The organism is Pseudovibrio sp. W74, from assembly GCF_001623085.1.
Lineage (GTDB): Bacteria > Pseudomonadota > Alphaproteobacteria > Rhizobiales > Stappiaceae > Pseudovibrio.
Genome location: NZ_LMCJ01000006.1, coordinates 71,047 through 91,824, shown reverse-complemented (window position 1 = coordinate 91,824; position 20,778 = coordinate 71,047). Strand labels below are relative to the sequence as shown.

Below are 20,778 nucleotides of genomic sequence, written 5' to 3'. Positions count from 1 at the left end.
CCAATGACGTTCTGCTAAGGACGTTTTAGTGTGCATGCAGGTTCTCTCATTACAACCGGGCACCAAAATTCTGAACTGCTGGAAAGGCATTGCAGGTTCCATGAAAAAACTTAGCCTCGTTTCTCTTCTTCTTGGTTTTACGGCTCTTACAAATGCGCATGCGGGTGAGGTGGTCGATCTGCTGATCACCAATGCGCACGTTCTGACCATGGATGCACAAAAAAACGTTTATGACCGTGGGCTTGTGGCAATCAAGGACAACAAGATTGTTGCGGTGTCTGATGGGTCTGACAGTGCTGATTACAGTGCCGACAAAACCATTGATGTGGACGGCGATATTGTTATGCCCGGCATGATTAATGCGCACACCCACGTTTCTATGACTGTGTTCCGCTCACTGGCTGATGATGTTCCTGATCGCCTACACCGGTATATCTTCCCGTTGGAAGGAGCGCTTGTTTCGCGTGATATGGTTCGTATTGGTGCAAACCTTGGTAATGTGGAGATGCTGAAAGGCGGCGTCACCACCTACGCTGATATGTACTATTTTGAGGATGAAGTTGCGAAGACGGTCGATCAGATCGGTATGCGCGCTGTGCTTGGTGAGACTGTGATCAAGTTTCCGGTGGCAGATGCGAAAAATGCTGAAGAAGGCATCAACTATGCTTTGAAATTCATTGAGGAATATAAAGACCATCCGCGTATCACACCAGCATTTGCGCCTCATGCGCCGTATACAAACACAACAGAGGTGCTTGTGAAGGTGAATGAGCTGGCGCAGGAAAAAGATGTTCCGGTCCTGATCCATCTTTCTGAATCTTCTCGTGAAAGTGAGAAGATTGAAAAGCGGATGCCCGGCAAAACGCCAATCGGTTACATGGCTGAAATCGGAGCATTGTCAAAACATTGGGTAGCAGCGCATGCCATCACAGCAAATGATGATGATATCCAGATCTTGAAGGATCATGATGTTGGTGTCTCTCACAATATGAGTGCCAATATCAAATCAGCGAAGGGTGTTGCTCCTGCTTTGAAGATGTTTGATCAGGGGCTTCGTATCGGTCTTGGGACTGATGGCCCGATGTCTGGCAACACGCTTTCCATCATTGATGAGTTGGGGCAGGTGGCGAAGGTTCACAAACTGGCCAACAAAGACCGGGCTGCGATGCCTCCGGTCAAAGTGGTTGAAATGGCAACCATTGGTGCTGCTCGTGCGCTGCATATGGAGGATAAGATCGGATCATTGGAAGTTGGGAAACTGGCTGATGTGATCATCATCGACACCAAAGCGCCCAACATGGTGCCGATCTTTAACCCATACTCTGCGCTGGTCTATTCTGCTTACGCCACCAATGTCAGCACCTCGATTGTTGATGGCCGTATCCTGATGGAAAAGCGTGACGTGCTGACCGTGGATGAAGATCAAATCCGCAAAGAAGCACAGGAATTTGCTGAGGTCGTCCGCAAAACAGTCATCGATAAGGGTGAAGTTGTTCAATAGATCTTATTGAGAGATGCATTTACGAGGGGACTGGCTTGGTCAGTCCCCTTTTTTTGTGCAAGCAACTGCACATTATCCGGTGCGGCAGGCTAGGCTGACCCAACCCGCCAAAACAATGGCTTTGTGAGAAAAATGGTCGGGTAGGCCGGATTTGAACCGACGACCCCTTCACCCCCAGTGAAGTGCGCTACCAGGCTGCGCTACTACCCGAACCGTGAGGAACCTTGCGCCTGGGTGCGTTGCCGCATATGCAAGTATTCCTATTTGTGGAGCTGCCTTAACAGCTTACCACACAACTTTCCTACCTAATTCAGGTTGTCCGATCAAGGATCAAATGAAACTGAGCTTATTGTGCTGGTGGAAAACGCCTGTAGCGTGAGATGCCGGATTCCGCTGCGATGATGGCCCACAGAATGCCGAGTAGCAGAAAGTAGTGGCGCCAATGATCTGTGTCGATAATGAAGCTAACACAAGCGTGTAGCAGGAACGCGACGTAGGTGCAGATGATGTATTTCTGCCATGGTCGTGGCTTGAAGACCAGCGGCAGAGCTTTGATCAATGTCCAGAAAACAAGCGTTATATAAGACAGGCCACCGAGCCACCCGTAGGTTGTAAAGGCTTTGAGGTAGGCGTTGTGCTCATCCTCTGGGAAGATAGAGTTAAAGCCGCCGACACCAAGACCAAACGGGCGTTCTGTGACAAGTGTGAAGCCTTCCCCCCAGCGTCCAAAACGCCCTAAACGTGCGCCGTCATAATCCTGCACGAGCTTGGCGCGGAGCGTGAACATCTCCGATATCGATTCAATTGAAAGAATTGCAAACAGCGCAATGATGAGGCCGATACCTGCAAGACCAAGGATACCGAGCAGCTTTATGCGTGGGAGTGAGCGCCGCTCGTTGATGAAGACGAGGAGAAACACCATGAGTGCGCCACCCAGTGTCATGCCCCATGCTGCTCGGGAGAAGGAAAGAAATGCTCCCAGCAAGAGGATGAGCAGAGCGCCTGACTTTAAGATGTTCTCTTGCAAAGGTTTGGTTAGAATGTCGTAGGTTATTAGCAGCGTTGGCAAGAGCAGAAATGGGCCGTAGACGTTTGGATCCTTGAAGGTGCCTTTTGCGCGGCCATACAGGGTGAACTGGTCATAAGCGCCGGGGAAGGCGTTGAAGTAACCTGCAATGGCAAGCAGGGTGGCAAACAGAGCTGCCAGCAAATAGCCCTTCTCAAGAATGTCTATCCGTTCAATTTTTGCAGACAGGGTTGCTGCATACAAGAAGGATGAAAACGCCAGAAAGATCGTTACGGCGTAGAAGGTGACGGCTTCTTTGGTGTCTGCGGCTGCGGGTAAGGCAAGAATTCCGCCTGCTATGTAGAAACACAGCAAAATCAGAAGAGGCAGAATGTCCTTACGCAATTCCAGCCCAAAGAAGGACCAACCCACCAACAAGAGGGCGATCAGCAGATCATAGGGAGCTGGTTCGATGATAACGAGCGCGCTCACAGATGCGGTCAGGAACAACAGCGCTCTGGCTATTGTTTCTGTACCGATTGTCAGAGGCACGTACCAGAAGGGGCGTGCATTTCTGATTTCATCGTGTGAGCGCGATAAGTCGGTCAATATGCGTTTTCCGTTTCCAGAAGACAGAACGGTGTTTTAATCAAGATATAGAGGTCAAAGAAAACGGACCAGTTTTCAATGTAGTAGATGTCGCATTCGACACGCTTCTGGATTTTGTCTTCGGTATCCGTTTCGCCGCGCCAACCTTTGATCTGCGCCCAACCGGTGACACCTGGCTTGACCTTGTGGCGTGCGAAATAGCCATCCACCACATTCTCGTAGAGGCGATCTTCGGCTTTTGCGGAGAGAGCGTGCGGGCGAGGGCCGACGAGAGAGAGCTGTCCCATCAGTACGTTCATTAGCTGAGGCAACTCGTCAATGGAGGTCTTGCGGATGAAGCGGCCGATTTTGGTAACGCGTGGATCGCCTTTGGTCACCAGTTTTGAGGCGTTGGCGTCCGTCATGTTGTTGTACATGGAGCGGAACTTGAAGACGTCGATCAGCTCGTTGTTAAAGCCGTAGCGTTTCTGTCGAAAGATGACCGGGCCGGGACTGTCCAGCTTGATCAGCAATGCTGTGATCAGCATAACCGGAGAGAGGGCAATCAGCGAAATGCTTGCGAAGAAGATATCGAAGGCGCGCTTTGCGATTGTGTCCCAATCCGCGATCGGTTTTTCAAGAACATCGACAAACGGCACTGCGCCCACGAAAGACGAGGCCCTTTGGCGGAAGCGGAGTTTGTCTGCATGCGCTGAGAGGCGGATATCGACCGGGAGAACCCAGAGCTTTTCCAGCAGCTGAATGATGCGTTTTTCTGCGCGGATCGGGATTGTCACCAGCAACATGTCGATTTGTGCGATGCGGGCGAACTCTACCAGATCAGAAACGTTGCCAAGCTTTTGGTAGCCAGCGACGCTTGGTGGGGAACGATCATTTGAGCGGTCATCAAAAATCCCGCAAATCTCAATGTCATTGTTTGGTTGGCGCTCAAGTTCTGCGATGAGATCAGCAGCACTTTGCCCACCTCCGACGAGGACTGCTCTGCGGCTCAAGCGACCCATGCGAGTCCAGCGCACGATAAAGCCACGCATGACCATTCGGAAGATTGTGAGGACCACAGCCCCGCTCACAAACCACTTCAGCAGGAAGGCCTGTGGAATCTCTGTAGATGGCAGGATAAGTAGCAGAGACGTGATCAAAGCCGCGAATACGAGTGCCCATGCTGTGATGAGACGCATGGCCTGAGCCACGACTTTTTGCAGGGCGTTAGCCTGATACAGATCAGCCATTTGAAACAGCATGACGCCAATCAGGGATGCTTCGAACAGTGCGAAGATTTGCCAGAGAGGCGGGATATCAAGGGAGGCTCCGCTCAGATAGGCGATAATACCTGTCAGAACGATCAGGGCTGCATCCGAACAGCGCATGAAACCATCGAAAACCGTTTTAGAGATGGTGTTGGTGCGCAGGGTAGCTGCCACCTCCAGAGCATCCTTGGACAGGTTGCTTGTTGTGGTATCTTCATTTTGTGTCAAAGAAGTCTGCTGACCGTTCGTCCCGGATTGGTCATCAGGTGACGGGCCACTCTCAATTACATTGAAGCGATGCTTGACCATTGTGCCGTGCGCCTAAGTGAGTTTGTTTTGTGAGTGCAGCGTGGACTGTTGAGACTGCTGTGAGGCGTCTGCCAGTTCATCTTTTGCACTTTGAACAGGGTGATAAAGTTGGGTGATGCTCTGCGCCATTTGCGGCAGAGTAAAATTCATTTTCAAATGGTTCTGCAGTTGCTGGCTCAGCTGGATTTGCTCATCAGAGTGAGAGAGAGCCCAACTGACAGCTTTTGTCAGCGCTTGCTGATCATCGGGCTGAACAAGTGTCTTGTGATGCTCTGCATAAATCTCAGGTATGCCGCCAACGCGGGTTGTGATCAGCGGTTTTTGTGCAGCAAGGAGCTCCAACACGATATACGGCAGAGCTTCTGCTCGTGAGGGGATGACTGATGTTTTGCCGAGTGGAAGAGCTTGGCTGAGTGGCAAGAACCCATGGAAGGTAACGTAGGCTTGCAGATTTTTATCACGGACCATTTGCTCAAACAGAGCACGATCTGGACCATCTCCTACAATTGCAAGGTTTGGCTTGGTTTTGGTGTTTTTGTGCAAGTCATCCAGAGCATTGATGAGCAGGTCGATGCCTTTCAAAAGACGAAGCTCTCCGACGAAGAGTAGGTCTGCTGCGTTCTCATGAGTTGTGCTGCGTTTGAACTCTGCTTGCCGCAAACCGTTATGTATGATTTTGTGGTTTGGAGGATTACCGCTCAAGCCGATCTTTTGTTGATAAGCTGCTTGCTCAAACGCACTGGTAAACACGAGTGAGTCGGTGAGTGGTCTCAAGAGCTTTTCAAGCGTGATGTAAACTTTGCCTGATGTGGTTGAGAAATCGTAGTGCAAGCTGCCGCCGTGAGGGCTGTAAACGCGTTGTGTATTGATTCCCCTCAGCCTCAGTGCAGACCCTATGATGCGTGCCCATACGCCACCTTTCGCGCCATGACCGTGCAAGACATTCGGCTTTAAAGGGGTAAGGTGTTTTGTGAGTTTGTAGAAGCTGAAAAGGTCTTTGGGAGCGAGCGAACGCGCCATGGGAACTGTGAGTAAGCCAAGGGAAAGACTAGGCTTTAAGGCTTCTAGTTGTGTTATTGATGAGAGAGGGATAGCGTTGGAGGCACAGACAATGCCAAGCTCATGGCCCATCTCGATCTGCTCTTCGACAAGATCCATAAGATGACGAAACGCACCGCCTAAAGGCGCACGTATGCAATGAACGATTTTCAGCTTGTCCGTAGACATCCGCAGCAAACTCCCCACCGCGCATGCATTGTCTGATGCTCCCCAGCACAGACCGCCGCGCAACTGAGTTTATTGCTAGCTTAAAATACTGTTTGACCTGTTAATCGACAGGGTTAATTAATTCTTAATCGTGGGTTTTAGCCTAATAAAACGCGAAGGCATGTAGGATGCATGCTCTTAATTTAAAAAAGCCTTTCATGCACATAGAGCGTGTCCCCAGGGCGTACAGGCGCTGTGATTGGTGCCGGTCCGCTGGCAACTTCGCCGCCGATCTGACGCGTTAGATCAACATCCTGTTGGCGGGCTCTTGCAGTGAAGCCTCCAGCAGTCGCTACGGCGTTTTGCACGGTCATGCCCGGCAGGTATGCGTATTGGCCTGCGTTTCTGACTTCACCCATGATGAAAATTGGTCGGTAGACGGCAACTTCCACAGATACATCGGGATCGCGGATGAAACCGTTTTTTAGACGGGTGCGGATCATGCTTGCGAGTTGTTTTGGAGTTTTGCCTGTTGCGTTGATCTGACCGATCAATGGGAAGGCGAGGCTGCCTCCCTGATCAATCTTGTAGGTATTGGACAGATTAGCCTGTCCAAAAACGATAATACGGACTTCGTCGCTTGCAGCAAGAGTGTATGGCTGGACCAGTTCCTCATGAAAAGCAGGCTCTGGCTTTTTATAGGATGAACAACTCGTTAACAGAGTTAAGCCAGCAATAACTGCTAGTAGGCGCGGGCGCATTACGAAATCCTTTAAATTCATTGGGAGTATATTTCGGCGCTCAAGGTTAACAGAGTATAAATATTGTAATTATCCTCTAGTTAATTTTGCAAGAATTGTTGGGCGCTTTGTCATTTCTTTCCAGCATTTGATTAAGGTGCTTAATAACTTGGTTACCCTGTCTATGCATTCTTGTGATTGAAAATTGTTTCGGGCTTTGTATTGAGTGGGGAAGTGGGCTGTGCCGCAAGAAGATGTCTTTCTTGATATGGGCGTGCTGTTCAAAAAAGTGTTTAAGGGGCTCCTTTGGGTGATCCCTTTTGCAGCGCTGATCGCCTTTGGCACTTTTTACCTGACCAGCAAGCAAACTGCCAAGTACACAAGCGAATCCAAAGTCCTCATTGATACAGCTAAAATCATCCTGCCTGGCCAAGTCCGTAATAGCGAGCAGGAACGGTCTCTGCTGGATAAAGAAGGCATCGCCAGCCAAGTACAGTTGCTGCAGTCGCGCGATTTGGCGCGCCACGTTGTGCAAACACTTGATCTTGCGAACAACAGTGTTTTTGCGGCCAAAAGCAAGCCGGGCCTTGTTGATCAATTGATGTCCCGTGTTGGGCTTGAGCCGACATCTGGTCAGATGAGTGAAGCAGAGCGGTTGCTGAACAAGTTCACGAGCAATCTGGATGTGTATCAGGTCGACGGATCCCGCGTTATCGCAGTGCGTTTTACAAGCAAAGATCCTGAGCTTGCAGCGCGTGTTGCTAACACGGTGATCAACGAATATCGCATGCTGCAGGATAATGCGAAGCGCGCGGTGACCAATAACACGGCTGATGCGCTTGCGCCGCAGGTTGCGCGCCTCGAAAACGAAGTTGAGGCTGCGAAAAAGACCATTGCGGAGTTTCGTGCGGGAGCAGACCTGTTGCTTGGGTCCGAAAACAGGACGCTAAACCAACAGCAGCTGGCCGAGCTCAACTCTCAGGTTTCTTCCGCCATCGTGGCAAAGTCGCAGGCTGAAGCTCAGGCGCGACAGATCCGATCCTTGCTGGAGGATGGTGGGTCTTTGGAAACTGCGACGCAGGTTCTGGCTTCTTCTCTAATCCAACGCTTGCGCGAGCGTCAGTTGGCGCTGGAAAATCGTATTGCGGAGCTTTCAACTACGCTCTTGCCAAATCACCCGCAGATCAAAGCACTGCGTTCCCAGCTGCGTGGGTACGATCGTCAGATCCGCGCTGAGGCGGAGAAAATTGTTATTGGTCTTGAGAATGATGCCAAGATTGCTCAGGACCGTTATGTCGCTCTCAATGAGCAGGTGAATGCGTTGAAGGTAGAAGCTGCCCGTTCGGGCGCTGATCAGGTTCATTTGCAGGAGTTGCAGCGAGAAGCACGCTCCAAAGAAGAGCAGCTGAACCAGTTACTTGTGAGCTTGCGTGAAGCAGAAGTGCTGCAGGGTGTTGGTGTGTTGAATGCTGACTCCCGTGTGATTTCGCGTGCGTCTGTGCCAAGTGAGCCGTCTGGCCGGAAGCCTTCTGCGCTTGCTGCGATTGCTGGTTTTGCCGCGTTCTTCCTCGGCTGCCTCTGGGTGATTGCACGTGCTTTGATTGCTGGTGAAGTTTTGCGCCGAGAAACATTTTCTACGCCAACAGCACCTGCCGCTAATCCGAAAGAAGCGACTGGTACAGCAACCTCTAATGCGCTTGAAAGCGTGGTGGATGCAACGACCCGCAGCCATGCTGTTGTCGCCCCTCCTGTCGAGCTGAAGCCTTCCTTTGTTGAAGAGGAAGATAAGTCTGATGAGGAGCAGAAAACCTCAGAGGAGGAAGAGCCTCAAGAGGAAATGACTGAACTTGCTGAGGATGAAGCTTTTGAAGAAGAGCATGACGAAGCACGCGAAGAAGAAGAGTTTGACGAGGAGTTTGAGGAAGAAGAAGCAAGTGCTGAGGTTTCGTCAATCACTCTAAAAGAAGTCAAGGCTGATAACGCTAATCAGCTAGCAAAGGTTGGCCGTGTGGTTGTGCTGAGCGTGGAGGATGAAAGCCTGTCTTCACGCGTTGCCCTAAGCTGTACGCGCAAGATTGCCGAGCGCGGTATCATGCCAGTGGTTGTTGAGGTGCGGTCCGAAGGCGGTGAAGGGGCTCAATCCATCCTCAAAGAAACGCCGCTTGAAGAAGTTGGGGATGTGCCTCAGGCTGAAGAGGGGGCTGACGATCAGCTGAAGCCGGGTTTTGCCGAGTTGTTGGAAGGTGAAGCGGCCTTTACGAACGTAATCCACCGCGATCCTGTTTCCCGTGCGCATGTGATACAGTCAGGTGTCATGCCTATTCGTGATGAAGTGGTTTATGGCGGGCGCTATAATCTCATCATGGAAGCCCTGGATCTGACGTATGACGTAATCGTGGCTGATCTCGGTCTCATCGAACCGAGTTTGATTTGCGCGCAGATGCTTTCTGAAGCGGATCGCGTAATTATTGCGACTGACGGGTCACCTGCTGGCCCTGAACTGGAAAAAGCTCTGACCATCCTTGAAAAGCACACCAAGGCACCTGTTGAGGTGGAACGAGTAGTCAGCAATGAAGCTGCGGCTTGGCTGCAGGTTGATATGGCAGCGTAAGAGCCGCCGCTTACTTCAAAGTGTTTTGAGTGAGCTTAGTGCTGTATGCGAGCGAAAATTCTACGGACACGCCTGTAAAGCTGCCAAAATCTCTCGTTGTTTCTGAGCTTGCGTTTAGAGCTGAGTATGACGTTTTCCAAAGCTGCTGCGACCTTGCCTTTGAATGTGAGTGGTTCGATCCAGTCCTTTAAGTGTTCTGGTTCAGCCCATGCCAGCTTGAAACGTTCTTCGCCCAATCCAAAGTCAAAAATCTCCATGCCTTCATTGCACATGTCCTCAATGACGTGCTGCATGAGCAACTCGCCCGGACTATGCCGCATCAGTTCGCCATTAATGATGGAGGTACAGTAGCAATATACACGTATTCCAGACTTAAGACTGAGGCATGTGCTGATGATCTCATCATCAAGCTTCAGGCTGTAAATCACCGGTTTTGATGGGCTGTCGTCTTGCGAAAGGTTTGTGAAGGCCTCACGCACGAAACACTGGTAGTTGGGAAGAGCGAAGGCGGTTGGAATGCCTGTCTCAGCCTGTCGGAGCTCTCGCTGCCTTATCATGGCATCAATGGCGGCGGCTGCGCCTTCTTTTGTGATTTCAGCTGTGAAGCTGAGCGTTCCCAGTGACTGAAGTTTGCTAAGTTTACTGCGGTGCTTTTTGCGGGCACCTTTAGAGCGTTTTGCTTTGACGAACTCTTCCGCAGGGCTTGTTAGCTCAAACGGATAGATTGCATTGGTGCTCGTGGTGTCATCCAAACAGATTAACGGGTTGTCGTAGGTGCCCACACGACTTGCCATGTTGCCAAGGTGGATGAGATCAACGCCCCATGCTTTAAGAGCTGCGACCAGGCGAGGACGGAGAAAATGTGCCTGCGTAGCTTGTAATAGCTCTTGAGACCAATAGCCCGTGTTCTGGTTGAAGATTTCCTCCCCGAGCCATCGGGCGGTTTTTGCAAGGTGGCACTGATGGAGAGCGAGAGGTAGTAGGACGTGGAGTTTTGCGCCGATGTATCCGGCAACAATCAGTGTGGTGGCTCTTTCTGAGTGGGCAACATGCTCCGCCCAGCTTTTACACCATTCATAGGCGTGATAGGCACTTCCATCGCCTAATGCTTCCAGAACGAGCCAATCACTTCGCAGTTTTGACAATTCTTCATCTGAGATGATCTGAAAAGAAAGCTTATTCAAATCCAGCGTGTTATTACAATCAGCACGGTTAGAGCGCTCGCTGTTTGACGTGGATTGTGGAAGTGCCATTGAAAAATGCCCTAAATAAAATACAAGGAATTATTAGTTCCAAGCTCTTAATGAATCTCAAATCTAACTAGGTAGAGCAACCCAAATTGAAATTAATCGTAAATAATTCCCAGTTACAATTTGAGAAATATTCGGTTTGGAACTAGGGGGTCTCCGTGCGGAAGTCCTTCAAGCATTTATTTATTGATTACGCCAGCTACTTTTTAAGTAGCCGTGGGCCTGCCAGATTATTCAGGAACATGACCGCTGGTGATGGCATTATTTTTACGCTTCATCGTGTTCTACCTGAAACAACCGGGCCCTTTCAGCCTAATAAACTGCTTGAAGTTACACCAGAATTTTTGCGTAAAACCGTTATTCAGGTTCGGCAGGCGGGATACGAGTTTATTTCACTGGATGATGCTTTGGAACGGCTTCAAAGCAAAAGGCAATGCTCTCAGAAGTTTGCGGTTCTGACTTTTGATGATGGTTATAAAGATAACCGGGATGTGGCTTATCCCGTGCTAAAGGAACTCGATGTTCCTTTCACCGTTTTTATCAGCAGTGAGTACAGCAAGCATAACTCTGAGCTGTGGTGGATTATCATCGAACAGCTCATTGCCGAGAATGATCACGTCTCATTCCGATATGAAGACAAGCAGTTTGATTATGACTGTACCTCTTTAGACCAAAAAGAGGCAGCGTTTATATCAGTGCGCTGCATGCTTATCAGCGAAGTGCCAGAGGTTAAGCAGCGGGCGGTTATTCGGGAGGCTGCAGAGCGTTATGGATTGGATTGGCGTGCACTTTGCCGCGAGCTGATTCTGTCTTTTGAAGAGTTGCGAGCATTCTCTCAGGATCCACTGGTCAGCCTGGGCGCACATACGGACACTCATCCGATGTTGGCGCGGCTTTCTACCCGAGAGGACATCCGGCAGCATATTCAGGCAGGGCTGGAGGAGATGACTGCGCAGTTAAGCAAGACGCCGACGGTTTTGGCGTATCCTTATGGTTTTGCAGAAGCGGTTGATAAACGCTGTGAAAGTGTTGCAGAGGAACTGAGTTTTGCGGCGGCTGTGACGACGCAACCGGGAACCTTGACTACGGAAAATCTCAAGCGACGCTATCATTTGCCGCGTGTCTCATTGAATGGATTACATCAACAGCAAAGAATGGTTGATGTGTATTTGACCGGAGCCGCATTTGCGGCTTACTATGCGGTGAAGCGCGTCCGGTCTTTTTTGAGAAGAGCGTGAGCTTTGATCAGGGCTTGAACCTTTAGGTCCTAGCGCTTTTTATAGGTCCAGCTGATAATCAATCCCGCCGGAACCACCCAGATCAAACCAGCAATTGCAAAAAAGATAAGCTTAATAGACCAATGCTTGCCCGCCATTGTTATATCGCCAATGACCATTGCCAGGAAGATATAGACAAGAACAAAAGTCACTAAAAATACCATGCCGATGAAACGACGAAATGGCGAAGCCATAGAGTTCTCCTTGAAAGCCTCTTTGCGTAGGGCCTTTCTTTTCCGCGCAAGCCATAGTTCAAAATGCATATATTTTTCAAGAGGATCTTGCTGATAATTTGCAATTTAGATTGTGCAGACCCGCTTTCGTGTTCTCTAAGTCTATGACACAGCAGTGCTATTGCATGACTGACTTTCACCTGAAAAATCTAGGTAATTTGTCTAGACTGCTGTGAGGATCTGCGTATTTTTCCTGATTTGGCTGTTGATCTGACATATATAGGGGCAAACAAGTTCTTCGAATAGGTGTCATGTCTACTCCGTTCTACAGTTCAGATCTTTCTGCTCAAGACCTTTCCAATCGCAGGCAAATTCGCGTGTGGTTGCTGTTTATCTGCTTCCTGATTTTGGCCATGGTTGTTGTGGGCGGGGCGACCCGCCTGACCGAATCCGGCCTTTCCATTACTGAATGGAAGCCAATACATGGTGCCATTCCGCCGCTGAGTGCAGCTGAATGGGCGGAGGAGTTTGAGAAGTACAAACAGATCCCGCAGTACAAGCTGCTCAATGAGGGGATGACGCTTGGCGAGTTCAAGTCCATCTTCTGGTGGGAGTGGGGACACCGCTTGCTGGGCCGGGTGATTGGGCTCTTCTTTTTCATCCCGCTTGTGTGGTTTTGGGCTCGTGGACAGGTGAGTTCATGGCTTAAGCCGCGGCTTGTAGTTGCGTTCTTGCTAGGTGGATTGCAGGGGGGCATTGGCTGGTGGATGGTTGCGTCTGGCCTTGTGAACCGCGTGGATGTGAGCCAGTACCGTCTTGCTGTGCACTTGAGTGTGGCCTGTATTCTGTTTGCTTACCTGTATTATCTAGCAGCTGTGTTAAAGCGCCGCCCAGAGCTTGAGCGTGAAGGCTGGAATGTGTTTGGTGATGGTTTGTTTGGTGCATATGCCATTGTTGGCTTGGTGCTCTTTCAGTTGTTCCTAGGAGCATTGGTTGCAGGCCTCAATGCAGGGCTGACCTTTAACACCTGGCCGCTGATGGATGGGCAGATTATTCCATCAGGTTTGTTTGTCATGTCTCCTTGGTGGATCAACTTTTTCGAGAATGTGATGATGGTGCAGTTCCAGCACCGCATGATCGCTTATGCGCTGGTGATTGCTGTGTTTGTGCAGGGTTTCTATCTGATGCGCGGCAACAGAGAGAGCGTGCTGAAGAGCAATGCCAGCTGGTTGATGGTGGCGATTGTTGTACAGGTATTCCTTGGTGTTGTGACGCTGCTTGGCATGGTGCCGATGGATCGCGCATTGGCGCATCAGGCGATGGCGCTTATTGTTCTGGCACTCGCTGTCGAGCAGGTTTGTCTGCTTCGCCGTGAAAAGGAAGCTACGTTGAGATGATGATTCAGTTTGTCTGACTAAGTGGTTGATGTGGAATCGAAAAAGGCGCCTTGTGAGCGCCTTTTCTTGTTTTGCGATCATTGCTGGCAGATTGATTCATTTTCCAATCATACCGCTTTGAAATATAAAGGTATTACGTTTTTTCGAGGGCTTGTTTCAGGTCTGCGATGATATCAGCAACATCTTCAATGCCAATGGAGACACGAACAACATCCGGGCCTGCTCCAGCAGCAGTTTTTTGAGCGTCAGACAGCTGGCGGTGTGTGGTAGACGCTGGATGGATGACGAGCGAGCGAGTGTCTCCAATGTTAGCAAGGTGAGAGAATAGCTCCAGACCTTTTACCAGTTCAACGCCCGACTCATAGCCGCCCTTCAGGCCGAAGGTGAAGACAGCGCCTGCGCCTTTTGGGCAGTACTTCTGATGCGCCTGATGGAATGGATCATTGGCGAGACCTGCATAAGAAACCCAGCTGACAGCTGGATGGCTTTGGAGGAACTCAGCGACCTTCAGAGCATTGTCAGAGTGCTTCTGCATGCGCAACGCAAGTGTCTCGATGCCTGTGATGAGCATGAAGGCATTTTGTGGAGAGATAGCAGGGCCGAGATCACGCAGACCCAGTACCCGACAGCAGATCGCAAAGGCGATGTTGCCGAAGGTCTCAAACAGGCGCATGTCGTTGTATTCTGGGCGAGGTTCGGTCAGCATTGGATACTTGTCAGATGCTGCCCAATCGAATGTACCGGCATCAACAATGGCACCGCCCATGGAGTTGCCATGTCCACCCATGAACTTGGTCAGGGAATGCAACACGATGTCTGCGCCGTGCTTGATTGGCTGGCAGAGGTATGGGGTTGCCATCGTATTGTCGACGATAAGAGGCACGCCAGCATCTTTGGCCACTGCTGAGATGCCCTCGATATCCATGATAACGCCACCTGGATTGGCGACACTTTCGATAAAGACAGCACGAGTGTTTTCGTCGATCTGGTCTGCGAAGCTTTGTGCGTCCAGACCTTCTGCCCATTTCACATCCCAACCGAAGCTTTTGAAAGAATGGTTGAGCTGGTTGATGGTGCCGCCATACATGCGCTTGGAAGCGACGATGTTACAGCCAGGTGTCATGAGGGCGTGGAAGGCCAGAAGCTGTGCGGCGTGGCCGGATGCCACGGCCAGAGCTGCAGTGCCGCCTTCCAATGTTGCCACGCGCTCTTCAAGAACAGCGGTGGTTGGGTTTGTGATGCGAGTATAGATGTTGCCAAATGCTTGCAGGCCAAACAGGGACGCAGCGTGGTCTACATCCTCAAATACGAAAGATGTGGTTTGGTAGATTGGTGTTGCGCGCGCGCCTGTGGTTGGGTCTGGTTTCGCGCCTGCGTGAATTGCAAGGGTATCAAAGCCTGGGGTGTGATCGCTCATAAGGCAGTCCTTTCAATGCGCTTGCAGGATGGAACGGTTCTGCGCAAGGTGCATGGTTTGCAATCCCTTGGAACAGGCGCGTCATTCTCTGCTGAAATTTATATAATTTCCCGCTAGGAACTATGAGGGGGCAACTGGAGGTTGGCAAGCTCAGATGAAAAGATGAGCGCTCTTCACTCTTGCAGAAAGCTCAAGCAACTTGCCGACTATTTGATGCTTGAAATTCTGTTCGCTTCTGCTCGGTGGGATTGGAAAATCGTTCTAATTTATCGGATGCGCTCTCAATGTTCGTGGTATCGAGAGCGCCTGATAGGAGTGTTTAGCTGGCTGTAACTGATGCCAGGCGTGGGATTTCGATCTTAGGGCAGCGGTCCATTACCACTTTGATTCCCTTGTCTTCTGCCCGTGCTGCTGCTTCGTCGTTTCTGACGCCCAGCTGAAGCCAGATTGCTTTTGGGAGCGTTGGCAGAGCGATTACCTCATCGATGACACCTGCCGCTGCTTCTGAATTGCGGAAGACATCGACCATGTCGACGGGTTCTGGAAGGTCTGTCAGGGACGCATAGACTTTTGCGCCTGCGATTTCGGTGCCTGCCTGACCGGGATTGATTGGATAGACTGTATAGCCTTCAAGCAAATAGTTGAGGACGCGGAAGCTGGCGCGTTCTGGTTTGTTGCTGGCGCCGACCAATGCGATTGTTTTTGTGTTTTCCAGAATGCCCTGAATGTAGTCGTCTGAATAATGATCGTGGTTCATGTTCTTATCAACTTTCTGCAATTTCATTGGCTGCCAGCTGCATTTGTCTGTGCTCTTCACGCAGTTCCTTGCGAATAACAAGCTTGATACCGGACCAGACAGCGTCAACTGCGCAAACCTTGATATCGACCAGCCCCATAGGCAAGCAAACTTCTCTAACCGTATCTTCTGTCACCTCTGAGGAGACTTTGGATGCTTTCTTAGGCCAAGACACCCAGATCATGCCGTGTGCATCCAGTGTTCTGCGCAGCTTACTCAGCAATTCTGACAGTTCGCTTTGACCTGTTACAAAGATATGGGCAGCACTGATACCAGTTTCCAGTGCGGGCAGGAGGACCAGATCGTCAACTCCTGCTGCAATTTCATCGGAAACGGTTTGTGGCATGTTGTACCACCAGCAGCGCATGCCGGGTTTCAGGCCTAGCTTTTGAGCTAGTGATCTTTTTGAATACCCGGCTGTCATTGCGCAGCTCCTTACATCTTGATCAGCTGTCTTTCCAATCCGGTGTGCGCTTTTGAAGGAAGGCGTTGATGCCTTCTTCTGCGTCATTGGCCAGCATATTTTCTGCCATAACCTGTGAGGTGTAGGCATAAGCTTCTGCCAATGGCATGTCGGCTTGCTTGTAGAAGGCTTCCTTGCCGGTTTTGACGGTAAGGGCTGATTTTGATGCAATCACTTCAGCGTATTTCTGAACTACGACTTCCAGATAATCGGCTTGCACCACGCGGTTGATCAAGCCGTATTCCTTTGCGGTGGAGGCGTCGATGCTTTCGCCAGTCAAAAGCATTTCCATGGCCTGTTTGCGGCCAATGTTGCGGGTAAGGGCTACCATTGGGGTGGAGCAGAAGAGGCCGATGTTAACGCCTGGGGTGCAGAAGGTGGCTGTATCCAGTGCTAGTGCCAGATCACAGGAAGCGACCAACTGGCAGCCTGCTGCTGTTGCAACGCCAGTTACAACGCCGATGACTGGCTTTGGCAGGTTCACGATCTTCTGCATGAGTTCAGCGCATTGATCGAATGTCTGCTGATAAAAAACTTTGCCGCCATCTGCCTGCGCGCGTGCAGCGGTTAGCTCTTTCAGGTCGTGGCCTGCGCAAAAGACTTTGCCTTCAGCGCCAAGCAAAACAACGCGCACTTCCGGGTTTGCTGCGGCTTCATCCAATGCGGTGCAGAGCTCTTTCATCATGGCCATGGACAGAGCGTTCATACGCTCAGGGCGCTGCATGACGATACGCTGAACACCATTGTGCAGCAGTTTGCCAAGCATCGGGCGTTCTGCTTCGTTTTGATCTTTGGTGGTGTCTGCGTCAGACATGATGGTTCTCCATAGTGCTGAAAATAGTCGTTGAGATGCCTTTAGCAGGCTATCGGGCCATGATTAAGTGTTAAATCACAGAGTGAACAAAACTTGAGCCTAGCGCAACGGTTTAGAACTTTTGTTCAGCTGGTAAATCATGGAGCCATATATCAGTATGTCGGCTTGCATGAGGAGGAGGGACTTCATGACCAGTGAGGTGGCGGCGCCTGCTGTTAAGTTTAGTCCGGCAGAACTGACGGAATTTCTGGACAAGGCATTTCCGCAGATGCACGCATTAGGTCGTGCATATTTCATCGATGAAATTCTACCGGGAAAAGCAATTGTCAGGCTCAAGGCCGGGGACGTGCATTTGCGTCCTGGTGGTACTGTTTCCGGCCCTTCGTTGATGGCTCTGGTTGACTATGCAGCCTATGTGGTTCTGCTGGGCAATATGGGGCTGCATGCGCTTGCTGTGACCACCAACATCAATATCAACTTCCTTCGCAAAGCTGAAGCTGGTGAGATGATTGCCACGTGTCGCATCCTGAAGGGCGGCAAACGCCTTGTTGTTATGGATTGCGAAATTACACGTGAAGGGAGCGATGATCTGATTGCCCATGCTACCGCGACTTACTCCATCCCGCCGGCGTCGTTCAAGGGATAGGATGCGTGCTGTTTGTTGTCCAACTGCGTGGTTGGGCATCCATCCTCAATTTTGCGCCACATGGGGTTGTTGAGTGCCATTTGGCATTGGGCCAGATAGGCGGTGCCGTCTACATACAGGCAGGAAAAATCACCCAGCTCAATCCGCAGGCCACGGTTGGTGCAATAACAGTCCGGTTGTTTAAACAGACTGCGAGGACGTTTGCGGAACTTGCTTTCCTGAGCTTGGACATTCCAGGTCCAAAGCAACAAAAGCGATAGGGTGAGTAAGAGATAGCGATGCATTCCCCATGGTAAGATGTAGGGCGTGGATCGCTACCACTGTTTTTCAGGGGCGCTTTTCGGGTTAGAGGTAAATCAGCGTGCCTTGTGCGCGCAGGATTTCAAACCACTCCGGTTCTTTGGTCAGGCGTGTCCAGCGTAGATCCAGTTTGCGCAAGTTCTTCAGGTTACTCATGCTGGCGGGCAGTTCATCCAATGGATTTGCCCTGAGGTCCAACTGATAGAGATTGGGAAGATCTCCAATATCTTCTGGGAGCTGGGATATTTGATTGTTGCGGAGGTCCAGCACTTCGAGCTGATGCAATTCGCCCATGTTCTCAGGAAGCTTTGTGAGGGCGTTGTCGCGCAAATAAGCTTCTCGTAAGGATGAGAGGTTGGAAAAGTGCAAGGGTAATGCGCGCAAACCATTGCCGTAGAGCCTTAGCTCCTTCAGATTTTGCAGGTTCCCGAAACTTCCTGGGAGATGTGTAATGGTGTTGTCGGTGCAGCCGAGATACTCCAGTGCAGACAGATCACCAATGCTCTCCGGCAATTGCGACATGACTGTGTTGCTTGCGTAGAGCACACGCAATTTTTTTAAAGCTCCTAACTTTTCCGGAAGACACTTCAATGCTTGATGGCTGAGGTCCAGGATCTCCAGATTTGGCAAGTTACAGAGGCTGTCGGGCAGCTGTGTCAGCTTACATCCGTAGATGTAGAGTTCCTTCAGCGCCTGAAGGCCGAATAGGGCCTGCGGTATTTCGCTGATTGGGTTCTGTCCCAGATAGAGGCTTCTTAAGGAGCCATGATGCAGCAATTCTGATGGGAAACGGTTCAACTCGCACTTTGTGAGCGCGACATCCGTCAGCTTGCCGCCGGTCTGGACTGCGCATGGGGTTCCATCTTGACGGTGCCTGATGCTTTTGAGCTGATGATACTGAAATGAATCCTGTGTGATCATTGGAACCTGCAATGCGCTTAGTGGAGGTACTGCTGTTGTAGCGTCGAAACGACTTGCTCCGAAAGCGTAGTTTTCAGGAGGCCGATTGTTCTTGATGATAATGCCGCATCATTTGCTGCTGCGGCTTCTATTTGAGGCAGAACATTATCGAGTGATGTTCCTGCCTTCTGCAATTTCTGATCAACTGCCTGCCAGAATGCAGCACCTTTCATATAGAAAAGAGGATAGTAGCTGGGGTTATTATCGTGCGTTACTTTGGTGTGGGCTTCATAAAGGCCTGTTGCTGCGTGAGGGTAGCGCTCTTGAAAGTTTTGCCATTGCTCCATCGGAGTTTCTGATTGTAAACCAGCTTTCTCCAGTGATTTGTAGCCGTAGTATTGAGCGAGGCTTTCAGAAATCCAGAGTGGGTAAGATTGGGTTGTCAGCAAGTGAAAGAGTTCGTGGCCGGAGACCCAATGAAGCTTGGCGAGGCTGTCGTCTGTGGCTGCGCCATCGGTTACTGCAAAATTGGCAAGGAACGCTTGTTTGCCAGCAGCTCCAACTATTTGCCCCAGTTTCTTGTCAATTGCGACCCATACGAGATCGATATTGTTTGGTGTGCGCTCCTCGGGTGCAAGCAACGCTTTCAGATACGCAAGTTGTTGTTGAAGAGTGGGCAGGTTCTCTCCTTTCAAGGCTGAAGTCGGGTCGTCTTTGAACAGCGTGAGTGTTGTTTGCCCGGTTTTCAGTGTTTTGGTGGACTTGCCCCATGTAAGGATCAGTGGTGGTTCGTTTTGGGCGGGCAGGGCGCTGCATTTGATTGCCTGCGCCTTGTTATGGACTTTGCCGCAGATCTCTGTTGCAGAGATACCTTCGAAGCGAGGAATGTCATCCCACTCCGTTAAGCTCCACCATCCAGAGGGAGAGTAGAGGTTTTGCTGGTTTGCAATGGCGTGAGGGGCGGTTTGCACATTCTGGAAGGTGACAGTCCATTGCAACTCACGACATGATAATTGCTTTCCATAGGTAATGGATGTCTTGTGAACTCCGTCGCAGAAGAACTGAATTGGTGGCGTTTCTGCATCCCCTCGAATGGTGCGGGGCTTCAGTAACCTGAGGCCTTGTGGAGCTGGAAATGTGACTGTTGCAGTTCCGCTCATAGGTGTGGTGGTGCTGACGTCTATGATGATCTGGACCGGTGGATTTTCTGCAAGGGCAGGTTTTATGAACAGGGACGGAATTAGAAAGAGAAAGGGGAGGTGCATCTGAAAATTTGATACCTGAGAAAAGCAACTTTGGATTGAACAATCGATTCGATGATTTCCGCACGGAAATGTGTTCATCCCATGTTATCCAATGTATGAAGCATGTGCTCTACAAGACGACACTGCGTTGAAGTGCGTAAAACCCTCAGCTTATTGAAACTTTTGAATTAAATTTGCCAGAAAGTTGAATTGTCTGTTGATCCAAAAGCAAAAAGCCACTTAAAATTCAGGGACTAAAGCCAAAGGCCGTTTTTTGATGGATGGGAGACCTGAGAAGACGGCGTGTGGGGGAGCAGGCTTGTGTTCTATCGTGCGTTTTTCGGTTTCATTTTTGATTTCCTGTTGGTGCCACTCCGTTTCGGAACTCTATTGGCCACGATCGGCTATATTGGCTTTCTAGCCCTGAATATCCTTTTGATTCTGGCTGTTCCTGCATTCTTTGATCTTTATGTGGTCAGTGAGCCTCGGGTCTTTGCTGAATTCCGCGAGACGATGTTCTATCTGGATACGGCCTTTATTGGTGATCCAATCGTCTTCGTGAGCCTGGTGTTCTTCAATCTGCTGCTGGCAAATGCCACGTTGACGACACGCCTGACCCGAAGTCGCTGGCGGTTTTTCTATCCGGTTCATTTTACACCCATTAATTTGCGCGAATATCGTGTGGCACTTGCTGGTCTTGGTTATTATGTCAGCTGTTACAGCGCCAACTGGGTCTTCTATGAATTGCAGGTAGATGACCTTATTTTGACTGCTGCACGTGCTGCCGGTGTTTCCTGAGGTGCAAAAACCTCAGATTCATGCGGAAAAAGTGTGGTATTATAATACCTATTTTATATCTATTTGATTTTATT

The 20,778-nt window shown here is 50.3% G+C and carries 19 protein-coding genes and 1 tRNA gene; 7 read left to right on the top strand and 13 right to left on the bottom strand.

All coding sequences use genetic code 11. From position 1 onward, the window contains the following. Window positions 1-100: 100 nt before the first annotated feature. Window positions 101-1,501 (top strand): amidohydrolase, encoded by a 1,401-nt coding sequence (locus PsW74_RS05350; RefSeq protein ID WP_063289379.1) that lies wholly within the window; start codon window positions 101-103, stop codon window positions 1,499-1,501. 133 nt (window positions 1,502-1,634) lie between these two features. Here the strand turns inward: PsW74_RS05350 and PsW74_RS05345 are convergent. From PsW74_RS05345 to PsW74_RS05325, 5 genes are all read right to left on the bottom strand, one after another. Beyond that, window positions 1,635-1,711, bottom strand: a tRNA-Pro gene (locus PsW74_RS05345). A gap of 136 nt (window positions 1,712-1,847) precedes the next feature. Next, window positions 1,848-3,116, bottom strand: coding sequence for an O-antigen ligase family protein (locus tag PsW74_RS05340; protein ID WP_208987851.1), 1,269 nt, complete (start codon window positions 3,114-3,116; stop codon window positions 1,848-1,850). Next, window positions 3,113-4,672 carry an undecaprenyl-phosphate glucose phosphotransferase gene (locus PsW74_RS05335; protein ID WP_063289194.1) on the bottom strand — a complete coding sequence of 520 codons (1,560 nt, stop codon included), beginning with the start codon at window positions 4,670-4,672 and terminating at the stop codon, window positions 3,113-3,115. Before PsW74_RS05335 ends, PsW74_RS05340 begins: the two co-directional genes overlap by 4 nt. 12 nt (window positions 4,673-4,684) lie before the next feature. Next, window positions 4,685-5,899, bottom strand: a complete 1,215-nt coding sequence (locus tag PsW74_RS05330; protein WP_063289193.1) for a glycosyltransferase — start codon at window positions 5,897-5,899, stop codon at window positions 4,685-4,687. A 182-nt stretch (window positions 5,900-6,081) separates the two neighbouring features. After that, window positions 6,082-6,639, bottom strand: a complete 558-nt coding sequence (locus PsW74_RS05325) for a polysaccharide biosynthesis/export family protein (protein ID WP_063289192.1) — start codon at window positions 6,637-6,639, stop codon at window positions 6,082-6,084. A gap of 220 nt (window positions 6,640-6,859) precedes the next feature. Here PsW74_RS05325 and PsW74_RS05320 point away from each other — a divergent pair, with 220 nt between their 5' ends. Next, window positions 6,860-9,229 (top strand): GumC family protein, encoded by a 2,370-nt coding sequence (locus PsW74_RS05320; RefSeq protein ID WP_063289191.1) that lies wholly within the window; start codon window positions 6,860-6,862, stop codon window positions 9,227-9,229. A gap of 35 nt (window positions 9,230-9,264) precedes the next feature. Here the strand turns inward: PsW74_RS05320 and PsW74_RS05315 are convergent, their stop codons facing one another. Further along, entirely contained in the window at window positions 9,265-10,482 is a 1,218-nt protein-coding gene (locus PsW74_RS05315) for a GNAT family N-acetyltransferase (RefSeq protein WP_063289190.1), read from the bottom strand. A gap of 155 nt (window positions 10,483-10,637) precedes the next feature. Here PsW74_RS05315 and PsW74_RS05310 point away from each other — a divergent pair, with 155 nt between their 5' ends. Then, window positions 10,638-11,717 carry a polysaccharide deacetylase family protein gene (locus PsW74_RS05310; protein WP_208987850.1) on the top strand — a complete coding sequence of 360 codons (1,080 nt, stop codon included), beginning with the start codon at window positions 10,638-10,640 and terminating at the stop codon, window positions 11,715-11,717. A 29-nt stretch (window positions 11,718-11,746) separates the two neighbouring features. Here the strand turns inward: PsW74_RS05310 and PsW74_RS05305 are convergent, their stop codons facing one another. Continuing rightward, window positions 11,747-11,950, bottom strand: coding sequence for a DUF2842 domain-containing protein (locus tag PsW74_RS05305; RefSeq protein ID WP_063289377.1), 204 nt, complete (start codon window positions 11,948-11,950; stop codon window positions 11,747-11,749). A gap of 290 nt (window positions 11,951-12,240) precedes the next feature. On the opposite strand from PsW74_RS05305, the gene PsW74_RS05300 reads away from it, so the two are divergent. After that, on the top strand, window positions 12,241-13,326 hold the full coding sequence (locus tag PsW74_RS05300; RefSeq protein ID WP_063289188.1) for a COX15/CtaA family protein: 1,086 nt from the start codon (window positions 12,241-12,243) through the stop codon (window positions 13,324-13,326). A 133-nt stretch (window positions 13,327-13,459) separates the two neighbouring features. On the opposite strand, the gene PsW74_RS05295 is transcribed toward PsW74_RS05300, so the two are convergent. The 4 genes from PsW74_RS05295 to PsW74_RS05280 form a co-directional block, all read right to left on the bottom strand. Further along, complete coding sequence (locus tag PsW74_RS05295) at window positions 13,460-14,743, bottom strand: O-acetylhomoserine aminocarboxypropyltransferase (protein ID WP_063289187.1); 1,284 nt, start codon at window positions 14,741-14,743, stop codon at window positions 13,460-13,462. Window positions 14,744-15,062: 319 nt separating this feature from the next. Beyond that, a complete protein-coding gene (locus PsW74_RS05290) occupies window positions 15,063-15,500 on the bottom strand; it encodes a CoA-binding protein (protein WP_063289376.1) in 438 nt (145 codons plus the stop codon). A gap of 7 nt (window positions 15,501-15,507) precedes the next feature. Next, on the bottom strand, window positions 15,508-15,963 hold the full coding sequence (locus tag PsW74_RS05285) for a DUF3052 family protein (RefSeq protein ID WP_063289186.1): 456 nt from the start codon (window positions 15,961-15,963) through the stop codon (window positions 15,508-15,510). Window positions 15,964-15,985: 22 nt separating this feature from the next. Beyond that, the gene (locus PsW74_RS05280; protein WP_063289185.1) at window positions 15,986-16,816 is read right to left on the bottom strand and encodes an enoyl-CoA hydratase; all 831 of its coding nucleotides are present in this window, start codon (window positions 16,814-16,816) and stop codon (window positions 15,986-15,988) included. Between the two features lie 187 nt (window positions 16,817-17,003). On the opposite strand from PsW74_RS05280, the gene PsW74_RS05275 reads away from it, so the two are divergent. Beyond that, window positions 17,004-17,462, top strand: a complete 459-nt coding sequence (locus PsW74_RS05275) for a PaaI family thioesterase (protein WP_063289184.1) — start codon at window positions 17,004-17,006, stop codon at window positions 17,460-17,462. Between the two features lie 5 nt (window positions 17,463-17,467). Beyond that, a complete protein-coding gene (locus tag PsW74_RS28805; protein WP_063289183.1) occupies window positions 17,468-17,722 on the top strand; it encodes a hypothetical protein in 255 nt (84 codons plus the stop codon). Window positions 17,723-17,807: 85 nt separating this feature from the next. Here the strand turns inward: PsW74_RS28805 and PsW74_RS05265 are convergent, their stop codons facing one another. Together PsW74_RS05265 and PsW74_RS05260 are read right to left on the bottom strand one after the other, a co-directional pair. After that, window positions 17,808-18,683, bottom strand: a complete 876-nt coding sequence (locus PsW74_RS05265) for a leucine-rich repeat domain-containing protein (RefSeq protein ID WP_153041726.1) — start codon at window positions 18,681-18,683, stop codon at window positions 17,808-17,810. A gap of 17 nt (window positions 18,684-18,700) precedes the next feature. After that, entirely contained in the window at window positions 18,701-19,927 is a 1,227-nt protein-coding gene (locus PsW74_RS05260; RefSeq protein WP_063289182.1) for a hypothetical protein, read from the bottom strand. A 300-nt stretch (window positions 19,928-20,227) separates the two neighbouring features. Here PsW74_RS05260 and PsW74_RS05255 point away from each other — a divergent pair, with 300 nt between their 5' ends. Continuing rightward, window positions 20,228-20,704 (top strand): hypothetical protein, encoded by a 477-nt coding sequence (locus tag PsW74_RS05255; protein ID WP_208981018.1) that lies wholly within the window; start codon window positions 20,228-20,230, stop codon window positions 20,702-20,704. Window positions 20,705-20,778 lie beyond the last annotated feature (74 nt).